Genomic DNA, 10,937 nt, shown 5'->3' with positions numbered 1-10,937 from the left:
AGATGAGCATCAAGATCGGGATCTCCCCCATCTCCTGGCAGAACGACGACCTGCCGGACCTGACCGCCGCCTACACGATGGAGCAGGCGCTGAGCGAAGCGCGGGAGATCGGGTACACCGGCGTCGAACGCGGGCGGCGGATGCCGGCGGACACCGAGGGGCTGCGGAGTTACCTCAACGCAAACGGACTTTTCCTTTGCGGCGGCTGGTGTTCCGGCAATCTCCTCATAAACGACGTGAAGACGGAGATTGAGGCCATCCGCCAGCAGGTGGAGCAGTTCGCGGCCCTGAAAGCCCCCTGCATCGTCTATGCGGAATGTTCCAACACCGTGCAGGGCAACATTGCGGTGCCAGTGAACAACCGCCCGAAGTTCCAGGCTGCCGACGTGCGGGCCTATGGCGCGAAGCTGTCGGAGCTGGCGAAGTGGATGGCCGACCAAGGCGTCACGCTGGCCTACCACCACCACATGGGGTCGTTCATCGAGAGCGAGGACGATGTGAATGCGCTGATGGAAGGCTCCACGCCGGACGTGAAGCTCCTCTTCGACACCGGGCACCTGCTGTTTGGGGGCGCAGACGTGATGCGGGTCCTGAACACCTGGGCTGACCGCGTCCACCACGTCCACTTCAAGGACATCCGGCCCGAAGTCGTGGCCGATGTGCGGAAGAACAACCGCAGCTTCCTCGACGCCGTGATCGCCGGGGCCTTCACCGTGCCGGGCGATGGTTGCATAGACTTCCAGGCGGTGGCCGACAAGCTGCGCGCGATGGAGTACCACGGCTGGATCGTGGTCGAGGCCGAGCAGGACCCGGCCAAGGCTCCGCCCTATGAATACTCGAAGATGGGCTACAAACACATCCTGCAGGTCTGCGCCAAGGCGGGACTGACCGTCGACAACTCCCGTCCCTGAGGTAGCCCACATGTCCGACCTCCTCCGCCACCCCACCGGCACCCGCGGCAAGGTGCATGAGATCACCCCCGAAAGCGCGGGCTGGGGCTATGTCGGCTTTACTCTGTACCGGCTGGAACCCGGAGATGTGGCCGAGGAGCTGACCGGCGAGACCGAGGTGATCCTGGTGATCGTCGAGGGCAAGGCGCGCGTCCAGGCGGCAGGCCAGGACTGGGGCGAGATGGGCGAGCGGATGGATGTCTTCGAAAAGACCCCGCCGCATTGCCTGTACGTCCCGAACCGCAGCCAGTGGAAGGCCGTGGCCACCACCGCCTGCACCATCGGGGTCTGCAAGGCTCCGGGGAAAGGCAACCACCCGGCCCGCCGTCTGGGGCCGGAGGGGATCACCCTGACCCCGCGCGGCAAGGGGACGAACACGCGCTACGTGAACAACATCGCAATGGAAGCGCTGGACGTGGCGGACAGCCTGCTCGTGACCGAGGTGTTCACTCCGGCCGGGCACTGGTCGTCCTACCCGTCCCACAGGCATGACGAGGACGACTTTCCGAACATGACCTATCTGGAAGAGACCTATTACCACCGGCTGAACCCGGGCCAGGGCTTCGGCATCCAGCGGGTCTATACCGAGGACGGGGCGCTGGATCAGACGATGGCGGTGAAGTCCCACGATGTCGTGCTGGTCCCAAAGGGTCACCACCCCTGCGGCGCGCCCTATGGCTATGAGATGTACTATCTGAACGTGATGGCCGGGCCGATCCGCAAGTGGCGGTTCAAGAACGACCCGGATCACGACTGGATCGCGCAACGCGACGCGTGACCGGGGAACGTGACTGGCATCCCCTGGCCGGGCGGACTAGGCTTGGCCGGTCATTGGAGCCACCGTCATGATCCGCCTTGTTGCCCTTGCCCTGCTGATCGCCCTGCCGGCCCGCGCGCAGGACCTGCCGGACCTGCAGCGCGGCGATGTGATCTTCCAGAATTCCCGCTCGGCGCAGTCGCTGGCGATCCTCTTGGCCACCGACAGCCCGTTCACCCATGTCGGCATCGTGGATTTCGATGCCGGCGGTGATCCGGTGGTGCTGGAGGCAGTCCGGACCACGCGCGAGACGCCGCTGGCGGACTGGGTGGCGCAGGGGGAAGGCGGCGACGTCGCGGTCTACCGGATGGAGGGGCTGACCGAGGCGCAGGCGCTGGCCGTGACCACGGCGGCGCGTGGCCATTTCGGCAAGGGCTATGACCCGTATTTCTACCAGACCGAGGACGTGTTGTACTGCAGCGAGCTGGTGCATATCGCGTTCCGGGACGGGATGGACGTGGCCTTGGGCGAGGTTCAGCGGCTGGGCGACCTGAACCTCGACAGCGCCGCCGTGCGCGAGTTGATCGAGGATCGCTGGCAGTCGCATCCGGCCTGCGCGGACGGTCAGGCGCAGGACGCGGAAAGCTGCCTCGCCTTGATCCGGGACGAACCCCTCGTCACCCCGCAAGCCGTGGCCGAGGACGACCGGCTGAAGCTTGTCTACACGAGCTTCGCGCCCTGACCGGGGCCGCTCGTCGATGACTTCGTCACTCCTCGCTTGCGGGGAAGCCTGCGACGAGGAGACGAAGTCGAACGAGGAGCCGCCCTTTGCCGTTGAAGGTGGCCTGCGGCTCGTCTAATCAGGGGCGAGCCGGAAGGAACCCCCGACAGATGCGCATCCTGATCACCAATGACGACGGCATCAACGCGCCGGGGCTTGAGGTTCTGACCGAAATCGCCACCGAAATTGCAGGACCGGACGGAGAAGTCTGGACCGTGGCCCCTGCCTTTGAGCAGTCGGGCGTGGGCCATTGCATCAGCTATACCCATCCGATGCTGATCGCCGAGCTTGGCCCCCGCCGCTTTGCCGCCGAAGGCTCGCCTGCCGACTGCGTGCTGGCAGCGATCTACGACGTCCTGGACGGCGCGCGGCCCGATCTCGTGCTGTCCGGCGTCAACCGGGGCAACAACGCCGCGGAAAACGTGCTCTATTCCGGCACCATCGGCGGGGCGATGGAGGCGGCGCTGCAAGGCGTGCCGGCGATTGCGCTGTCGCAGTTCTTCGGGCCGGAGAATGCCAAGCTCGCCGATCCGTTCGAAAGCGCCCGGGTCCATGGGGCGGGCGTGGTCCGCGCACTGCTCGACAAGGGGCTGTGGACGCAGGACGACTACCGCGTCTTCTACAACGTGAACTTCCCGCCGCTGCCTGCGGCCACGACGAAGGGGACCCGCGTCGCCGCACAGGGCTTCCGCCGCGACACGGCCTTTTCCGTGGACCCGCACATCTCGCCTTCGGGCAAGCGCTTCCTGTGGATCAAGGGCGGCACCCAGCACACGCCGACCCTGCCCGGGACGGACGCGGCGGTGAACCTGGACGGCTATATCTCGGTCACCCCGATGCGCGCGGACCTGACGGCGCATGACCTTCTGGCCGATCTGCAGGCGAGGCTGGCATGACCGAAGGAGCGGAGGACGACCCGACCTCCGAGCTTGCCGAACGCAAGATGCGCTTTCTGTTCCAGTTGCGGTCGCGCGGGGTGACCGACACCCGCGTCTTGACCGCGATGGAACGGATCGACCGCGGGCTGTTCGTGAGAAATGTCTTTGCCGACCGGGCCTATGAGGACATGCCGCTGCCCATCGCCTGCGGCCAGACGATCAGCCAGCCCTCGGTCGTGGGGTTGATGTCGCAAGCGCTCCAAGTGAACCCGCGCGACACGGTCCTGGAGGTAGGCACCGGCTCGGGCTACCAGGCCGCCGTCCTGTCGCAACTGGCGCGGCGGGTCTATACCGTCGACCGCTATCGCCGCCTGGTGCGCGAGGCGGCGGAGCTGTTCCGCCAGTTGGACCTGGTGAACATCACCGCGATCCCGGCGGACGGCTCGCACGGATTGCCGGACCAGGCGCCGTTCGACCGGATCATCGTGACCGCGGCGGCCGAGGACCCGCCTGGCCCCCTGCTGGAACAGCTGAAGCCCGGCGGGATCATGGTCGTGCCTGTGGGCCAGTCCGATGCGGTGCAGGCGCTGATCAAGGTCACCCGGACCTCACGCGGGTTTGATTACGAGGAACTTCGCCCAGTGCGCTTTGTCCCACTGGTAGAGGGCATGGGCTCCGAGTAGTATTGCTGCCCGAGACAACCGGGCCAAACCCGGGCGGCGGACAATCAGGCGGGACGAGATGGCAAGAACCAACGGACTTCGGACAAGCTTCGTGCTTGGCGCCAGCGTTTTGGCCCTTTCGGGCTGCATCGACACCGGAGCCCTGGACTGGGACCTAAGACGCGGTGGCGGTGCCACCTCCGAGGCCGCGCGCCAGGCGACGGCGGCAGCCCCCACGCCGGACCAGAACGGCATCATCTCTTACCCCGATTACCAGCTGGCGACAGCCCGGCGCGGCGAGACGGTGGCCAGCATGGCAGGCCGGCTGGGGGTCAGCCCCGAGGCGATGGCCCGCGCCAATGCGCTGCGCCCGACCGACCCATTGCGCGAAGGCGAGATGCTGCTGTTACCCGACCGCGTGTCGGCGACCCCACAGCCGCCGGTGATCGCAGGTGCCGCCCCCCTGCCCGGCGGCTCGGGTTCGGTCGACATCTCGGCCATTGCGACCACGGCACTGGACGAGGCGGGACCGACGCCCGTGGCGTCCTCTCCGGCAGCGTCCAAGCCGATCTCGGGCCAGCCCGCGACCCACCGCGTTGCGCGGGGCGAGACAGCCTTCACCATTGCGCGGGCCTACAACGTCTCGGCCAAGGCGCTGGCGGACTGGAACCAGCTGGGCCCCGACATGGCGGTGCGCGAGGGCCAGACGCTGATCATCCCGATCGCAACAGCACCGGCCCCGGACCCGGAACCGGTGCCGAGCGCACCCGGCGCCGGCAGCCCGACGCCCGAGCCGCCTTCGGCCAAGAAGCCCCTGCCGGACGAGAAGACCGAGGCCAGCGGCACCAAGCCCAAAGCCACCCCGCCCTCGCCCGACCTGGGTGCCGAGGCGACGACCACCACCAAGATGACGATGCCGGTCGCGGGCAAGATCATCCGCGGCTATGACGCGAAGAAGAACCAGGGCATCGACATCGCGGCAGCGCCGGGGACTGCGGTGAAGGCGGCGGACGCCGGGACCGTGACAGTGATTTCGTCCGACACCAACGGCAAGGGCATCGTGATCGTCCGCCACGCCGGGAACCTGCTGACCGTCTATGTGGGCGTCAGCGGGATGGCGGTGAAGAAGGGCGACAAGGTCAAGCGCGGGCAGGAGATCGGCAAGGTCGCCGCGGGCGATCCGGCCTTTGTCCACTTCGAGGTGCGCGACACGTCGAAGAAAAGCTATGATCCGATGGGCTTCCTGCAGTAGGTCGGCGGGGACGAATTTTCTGCGAAAATTCGGGGTGCGATCTTTCGCAGAAAGATCGTGCTGCGGTCAGGCAACCTGCGAGACCAGGACCTTGTCGATGCGGCGGCCGTCCAGGTCGATCACCTCAAACCGGAAGCCCTCGGCAGTGAAGCTGGCGCCGAGGTCAGGGATCTGGCCCAACTGGTGCAGGATCAGGCCCGCGACGGTATCGTATTCCCCCGCCATGTCACGCGGCAGGCCGAGCCGGTCGCAGAATTCGTCGACCGGCATCCAGCCCGCCACCAGATAGCTGCCGTCCGCGCGTTCGACCATCGCGGGTTCATCGGTATCGCTGGCTGCGACTGACCCGGTGATCGCCTCCAGCACGTCGCCGGTGGTGATGATCCCCTCGAAATGGCCATACTCGTCATAGACCAGCGCGAGGTGGTGGTCCGACTTGTGCAGGATTTCCAGCACATCCAATGCTTCAGTTCTGTCAGAGACGACAGGCACCTCATGCAAGAGGGCCTTCAGGTCCAGGGTTTCGCGGCGCGAGACAACCTGGAAGGCGTCCGACAGCAGCACGATGCCCACCACGTCGCCTTCGGCATTGGCGACCGGCATCCGGGGGCGCGCGACCTTGCGGATCGCCGCCACCGCCTCGGCCCCCGTCGCCTCCAGCGGGAGCATCTCGACCTCGTGCCGTGGGGTCATCAGCGCGCGGGCGGTGCGGTCCGACAGGCGCATGACGCCGGTAATCATCTCGCGTTCTTCGGTTTCCAGCACGCCGCCTTCGTGGGCTTCGGCCAGCAGGACGTGCACTTCCTCTTCGGTCACCCGATTCTCGCTGGTCCCGCGCTGGCCAAGCAGCCAGAGGAGAAGCCTGCCGGACTTGTCGAGGAACCACACAAGCGGCGCACCGATCACCGACAGGAAGGTCATTGCCGGGGCCATGCGGATGGCGACGCCTTCGGCATTGCGGAGCGCAAGCTGCTTTGGCACCAGCTCGCCCACGATCAGGCTGACATAGGTGATGGCAACGACCACCCCGCCAACGCCCAGGGTCTGCGCCCAGTCTGCATCCACGCCCCGCGCGATCAGCCAGCCTTCCAGCCGCAGGCCCAGCGTCGCCCCGGACAGGGCACCGGACAACACGCCGACGGCAGTGATGCCGATCTGCACGGTGGACAGGAACCGGCCGGGATGTTCGGCCAGCCGCAGCGCCATGCGCGCGCCACGGCTTTTGCCTTCCAGCGACTTCAGCCGCGCGGGCCGGGCGCTGACGATGGCAAGCTCGGACATGGCAAGAACGCCGTTCAGGACGATCAGGGCCAGGATGACAAGGATTTCAGTGAGCATCGTCTTTATCGCCTAAGGCGAGTTGCACGGCTCTGCAAGTGAAGATCACATGTCACGCCCGGATGCGCACGCCTTCGCGCGCAGCAAGGTCGCAGAAGAACTGCCAGGCGACCCGGCCCGAACGGCCACCGCGGGTTGCCTGCCACTCGATCGCCTCGGCATGCAGGCGGTCGTCGGGCACGCGCACCCCATGCGCCGCGCAGTAGCCGCGGATCATCTCCAGGTAGTCGTCCTGGCTGCAAGGGTGGAAGCCCAGCCACAACCCGAAGCGGTCGGACAGGGAGACCTTTTCCTCCACCGCCTCGGACGGGTTGATCGCGGTCGAACGTTCGTTCTCGATCATGTCGCGCGGCATCAGGTGGCGACGGTTCGACGTGGCGTAGAACAGCACGTTTTCCGGCCGCCCCTCGATGCCCCCGTCCAAAACGGCCTTCAGCGATTTGTAGTGCTGGTCGTCATGGGAAAACGACAGGTCGTCGCAGAAGAGGAGGAACCGGTGCGACGCGGCGCGGAGATGGGAAAGCAGGCGCTGCACCGACGGCAGGTCTTCGCGGCTGAGTTCGACGATCTTCAGGTCATGCCCCTCGGCGCGGACGGCGGCGTGGACCGCCTTGACCAGCGAAGACTTTCCCATCCCCCGCGCACCCCAGAGCAGCGCGTTGTTCGCCGGCAGCCCGGCGGCGAAATGGCGGGTGTTCTCCAGCAGCGTGTCGCGTGACCTGTTCACGCCGACAAGAAGCCCGATGTCGACACGGGCAACATGCGCCACAGGTTCCAGCCGGTCGGGCTGGGTATGCCAGACGAAGGCCTCGGCGGTGTAATCCGGGGCAGGCATCGGGGCCGGGGCCAGACGCTCCAGCGCGGCCGCGATCCGGTCCAGCGGGTCGGTCATGCCTTGGGCTCTGCCGTGTCGGACGGTCCGTCGGTCTCGTCATCCCACAGACCCTGGGCCCGCAGGTCCGCTTCGCGCCGCTTTTCGATCCGGCGGATCAGGAAGATCGACACTTCGTACAGCGGATAGACCGCGAAGAAGAGGATCAGCTGGCTCATCACGTCGGGCGGGGTCACCAGAGCCGCGACAAGCAGGATGACGACGATCGCGTAGCGGCGCATGTTCGCAAGCCCCGCCGAAGTCGCGAGCCCCGCCTTGCCCATCAGCGTCAGAAGGACCGGCAGCTGGAAGCACAGGCCAAAGGCCAGGATCAGCTTGAGGCTGATGTCGAGCGTCTCGTTCACCTTCCCCTGGAAGACGATGTCGATCCCGGTGTCGACCACTGGGGCCGTGGCAGTGACAGCATCGGCAGGCGCGTTGCCCAGACCCGGGATCAGCGCGGTGACGACCGAAAAGGCATCGGCGAACCCCAGGAAGAAGGTCATCGCAATCGGCGTGACGACATAATGCGCAAAGGCCGCACCGATGATGAACAGCACGGGCGAGGCGATCAGGAACGGCAGGAAGGCCTGCTTTTCGTTGCGGTACAGGCCTGGCGCCACGAACCGCCATAGCTGGTAGGCGATGACGGGAAAGCTGACCATCAGCCCGGCCACGACCGAGATATGGACCAGGGTGAAGAAGTATTCCTGCGGCGCGGTGTACTGCATCACCGGGTTCGGATCGCCCAGCTCGCGCATCGAATGCTCGATCGGGGTCAGCATGAAGTCCAGGATTGGCTCGGCAACGAAGAAGCACAGGATCATCGCCACAAGGAACGCCGAAACCGCCCATATGATCCGGTTGCGCAGTTCGATCAGGTGCTCGACCAGGGGGGCCGAGCTGTCTTCGATATCGTCCTTGGCGCTCATGCCTCGTCACCGCCCGTGGTTGCGGGTTTCTTGCGGGTGCGGCCCGGGCTTTTCTTGGCCGGGGCGGCAGCAGCGGCAGCGGGGGCCGGGTCGGTCGAGATCGACTTCAGCTTTGCCGCAGCCTCGTCCACGACCGCCTTGCGGGCCGCCTGCTTTTCGTAAAGCGCCGCGGTATTCGGCCCGACTGACGCGGCCGGATCCGCTGCGGCTTCTGCCGCAGGCGCCACGGCGGCTGCAGCCACCGGGGCGGGGCTAGCTGGCATCGGCGCGGGGGTCAGCGGCTTGGTCGGTTCGGCCCGGTTCTTCAGCGGATCCCACTTCTCGAACTTGTCGGCAGCGGATTTCACTGCATCCAGCCCCATGGACTTTGGCGAGGCGACCTTCTTCAGGTCGTCGGCCACATCCTTGACACCCGACTCCTTGGCGGCCTGCTCCATCGCGCGGCTGAACTCGCGGCCCATCGCGCGGATCTTGGCGGTAAAGCGGCCAAGCTCGCGGAACATGCCGGGCAGGTCTTTCGGGCCGATGATGACCAGCGCGACAATGCCGACAACCAGAAGTTCGGACCAGCTGAAATCCATATCTCAGTCCCCCGAAGGTCAGGCCTCAGGCCTTGTCCTTCTCGGCGGCAGGCGTCACGTCCTTGGCCTCGGCGACCTTGGCGTCCTCAATCTCCTTGGAGCCGTCGTTCACGCCCTTCTTGAAGGCGGTGATGCCCTTGCCGACCTCGCCCATCAGGCTGGAAACCTTGCCCTTGCCGAACAGGACAAGGACGACGACGGCGATCAAGAGCAGGCCCGGCAGGCCGATATTGTTGAACATGGGAGACCCCCTTCTCTGGCCCCAGTGCGGGGCAAATGGCGAAACTGACCCCAGTTATGCCCCCTGCCGTGCCGGTTCCAAGAGGCAAGCAGCTTGCGCAGGGCACACAACTGACAGTATTTTGTCAGTAAGGTGGGCAGGAATGCCCGCCCTACGCCTGGAAAAGCCCATGAAACGCGACGCGCGCCTTTACGACATCGTCCAGGAACTCCGCGATGGGCGGCTGCACACGGCGGCGGAACTGGCCCAGCGACTCGGGGTCTCGACCCGCACGATCTGGCGCGACATGGAGATGCTGGCTGCCACCGGGATGCCGGTGACCGGGGAACGTGGCCTCGGCTACATGCTGCGCTCACCCCTGGTCTTGCCGCCCACCATGCTGACCCCGGAAGAGCTGGAGGCGCTGGTCGAGGGCCTGCGGCATGTGGGCCAGGACGGCAACCCACGCGCCAAGGCGGCGAAGAGCCTGCTCTACAAGGTCGCGACCCTTCTGCCTCAGTCGGGCATCGAGACGGACGGCTGACAGGAGGGGACAAAATCCTTCAAAGGATTTTGCAAGAGTTTTCGAAAACTTTTGCCCCCCGCGCGACCGTTACTGCCAGGCTGTTGTCAGTTGGCCCCTGCCATACCCGTCCCATCGCAACCGATGGAGAGACTGATGCCCCCCGAATCCCAAGTTATCGAATACGTCACCTTTGCCCTCGTCTCCGGCGCGGACGAGGCCACCTTCCTGGCTGCCGCCCGCGGGACCGAAGCACTGGTCCGCAGCCAGCCGGGCTTTGTCGCCCGCCGCCTGACAAAGGGCGAGGACGGTCGCTGGACCGACGCCGTCACCTGGGCCAGCATGACCGCTGCCCATGCCGCGCCCCCCGCCGTGATGGTCGACCCCGCCTTCCACCCCTTCATGGCGCTGATCGACAGCCCATCCGCCATTCTGCGCCACGAAACCATCGCCTTCGCGATGGATTGACCGGCGCCCCCGGGACGCGTCACCCTTGACCCATGCGCCGCACCGACCGCCTGTTCGACCTGATCCAGATCCTGCGCGACGGGCGGCTCCACACCGCCCGCGACATGGCCGACCGGCTGGAGGTCTCGACCCGCACGCTCTGGCGCGACATGGCGACGCTCATCGCCTCGGGCCTGCCGGTCGAGGGCGAGCGTGGCGTGGGCTATATCCTGCGCGAGCCGATCACCTTGCCGCCGCTGACACTGACGCCTGACGAGGTGCAGGCCCTGACGCTGGGCCTGCAGCTGGTCACCCGGGGGGCCGACCCCTCGTTGGCGCAGGCGGCGGGTAGCCTTTCGGGCAAGATCGCTGCCGTCCTGCCCGCGCGGTTGTTGGAGGGCGCGGGGGCGGAAACCTGGGTCTTCCCTGGCAGCGAGGCCATGGCCGCCGCCCGCCACCTGCCCGCCCTGCGCCGTGCCATCCGCCTGCGCGAGCGTCTGCTTCTGACCTACCGCGATACCGAGGGCAACGACAGCAGCCGCACGGTCCGCCCCCTGGTCCTGGAGTTCTGGGGCCGGGTCTGGACGCTGGCCACCTGGTGCGAAACGCGCGGCGATTTCCGGAGCTTCCGCGTCGACCGGATCGGGACACTGTCCCCAGCGGGCGGGACGTTCCCCGAGGAACCCGGCCGAACCCTAGCCGACTGGCGGCGGTTGCACGGCAATTGATCGCCTTGACGCGTCCG

Annotated in this window: 14 protein-coding genes; 9 read left to right on the top strand and 5 right to left on the bottom strand. The window is 66.6% G+C overall.

Translation table 11 applies throughout. The features are described 5' to 3' along the window. Positions 1-2: 2 nt before the first annotated feature. The 6 genes from iolE to AC2EAL_RS10940 all read left to right on the top strand — a co-directional run bounded on the left by iolE (position 3) and on the right by AC2EAL_RS10940 (position 5,280). A complete protein-coding gene (gene iolE, locus AC2EAL_RS10965) occupies positions 3-911 on the top strand; it encodes a myo-inosose-2 dehydratase (RefSeq protein WP_484724253.1) in 909 nt (302 codons plus the stop codon). A 10-nt stretch (positions 912-921) separates the two neighbouring features. Further along, positions 922-1,728 carry a 5-deoxy-glucuronate isomerase gene (iolB, locus tag AC2EAL_RS10960; protein WP_484724252.1) on the top strand — a complete coding sequence of 269 codons (807 nt, stop codon included), beginning with the start codon at positions 922-924 and terminating at the stop codon, positions 1,726-1,728. Positions 1,729-1,795: 67 nt separating this feature from the next. Further along, a complete protein-coding gene (locus AC2EAL_RS10955) occupies positions 1,796-2,449 on the top strand; it encodes a YiiX/YebB-like N1pC/P60 family cysteine hydrolase (protein WP_484724251.1) in 654 nt (217 codons plus the stop codon). Positions 2,450-2,598: 149 nt separating this feature from the next. Beyond that, entirely contained in the window at positions 2,599-3,384 is a 786-nt protein-coding gene (surE, locus tag AC2EAL_RS10950; protein ID WP_484724250.1) for a 5'/3'-nucleotidase SurE, read from the top strand. After that, positions 3,381-4,049 (top strand): protein-L-isoaspartate(D-aspartate) O-methyltransferase, encoded by a 669-nt coding sequence (locus AC2EAL_RS10945; RefSeq protein ID WP_484724249.1) that lies wholly within the window; start codon positions 3,381-3,383, stop codon positions 4,047-4,049. The genes surE and AC2EAL_RS10945 overlap by 4 nt, the downstream gene beginning before the upstream one ends. Before the next feature lie 58 nt (positions 4,050-4,107). Next, the gene (locus AC2EAL_RS10940; RefSeq protein WP_484724248.1) at positions 4,108-5,280 is read left to right on the top strand and encodes a peptidoglycan DD-metalloendopeptidase family protein; all 1,173 of its coding nucleotides are present in this window, start codon (positions 4,108-4,110) and stop codon (positions 5,278-5,280) included. 66 nt (positions 5,281-5,346) lie between these two features. Here AC2EAL_RS10940 and AC2EAL_RS10935 read toward each other — a convergent pair whose 3' ends face one another. The 5 genes from AC2EAL_RS10935 to AC2EAL_RS10915 are packed head-to-tail and all read right to left on the bottom strand — an operon-like array spanning position 5,347 to position 9,243. After that, positions 5,347-6,618 carry a hemolysin family protein gene (locus AC2EAL_RS10935; protein WP_484724247.1) on the bottom strand — a complete coding sequence of 424 codons (1,272 nt, stop codon included), beginning with the start codon at positions 6,616-6,618 and terminating at the stop codon, positions 5,347-5,349. A gap of 52 nt (positions 6,619-6,670) precedes the next feature. Next, a complete protein-coding gene (locus AC2EAL_RS10930; RefSeq protein ID WP_484724246.1) occupies positions 6,671-7,510 on the bottom strand; it encodes an ATP-binding protein in 840 nt (279 codons plus the stop codon). After that, on the bottom strand, positions 7,507-8,421 hold the full coding sequence (tatC, locus tag AC2EAL_RS10925) for a twin-arginine translocase subunit TatC (protein ID WP_484724245.1): 915 nt from the start codon (positions 8,419-8,421) through the stop codon (positions 7,507-7,509). Before tatC ends, AC2EAL_RS10930 begins: the two co-directional genes overlap by 4 nt. Continuing rightward, the gene (gene tatB / locus AC2EAL_RS10920) at positions 8,418-9,002 is read right to left on the bottom strand and encodes a Sec-independent protein translocase protein TatB (RefSeq protein ID WP_484724244.1); all 585 of its coding nucleotides are present in this window, start codon (positions 9,000-9,002) and stop codon (positions 8,418-8,420) included. Before tatB ends, tatC begins: the two co-directional genes overlap by 4 nt. A gap of 25 nt (positions 9,003-9,027) precedes the next feature. Further along, positions 9,028-9,243 carry a twin-arginine translocase TatA/TatE family subunit gene (locus tag AC2EAL_RS10915; RefSeq protein ID WP_484724243.1) on the bottom strand — a complete coding sequence of 72 codons (216 nt, stop codon included), beginning with the start codon at positions 9,241-9,243 and terminating at the stop codon, positions 9,028-9,030. Positions 9,244-9,385: 142 nt separating this feature from the next. Here AC2EAL_RS10915 and AC2EAL_RS10910 point away from each other — a divergent pair, with 142 nt between their 5' ends. From AC2EAL_RS10910 to AC2EAL_RS10900, 3 genes are all read left to right on the top strand, one after another. Then, the gene (locus AC2EAL_RS10910) at positions 9,386-9,766 is read left to right on the top strand and encodes a helix-turn-helix transcriptional regulator (RefSeq protein WP_484724242.1); all 381 of its coding nucleotides are present in this window, start codon (positions 9,386-9,388) and stop codon (positions 9,764-9,766) included. 135 nt (positions 9,767-9,901) lie between these two features. Further along, positions 9,902-10,213: a hypothetical protein gene (locus AC2EAL_RS10905; RefSeq protein ID WP_484724241.1), complete on the top strand. Its 312-nt coding sequence runs from the start codon at positions 9,902-9,904 to the stop codon at positions 10,211-10,213. Positions 10,214-10,245: 32 nt separating this feature from the next. After that, positions 10,246-10,920, top strand: a complete 675-nt coding sequence (locus AC2EAL_RS10900; protein ID WP_484724240.1) for a helix-turn-helix transcriptional regulator — start codon at positions 10,246-10,248, stop codon at positions 10,918-10,920. Positions 10,921-10,937: the final 17 nt, after the last annotated feature.

The organism is Tabrizicola sp. T74, assembly GCF_057219935.1.
The sequence above is the reverse complement of the archived record's forward strand: the minus strand, read 5'-3'. Positions and strand labels throughout refer to the sequence as shown.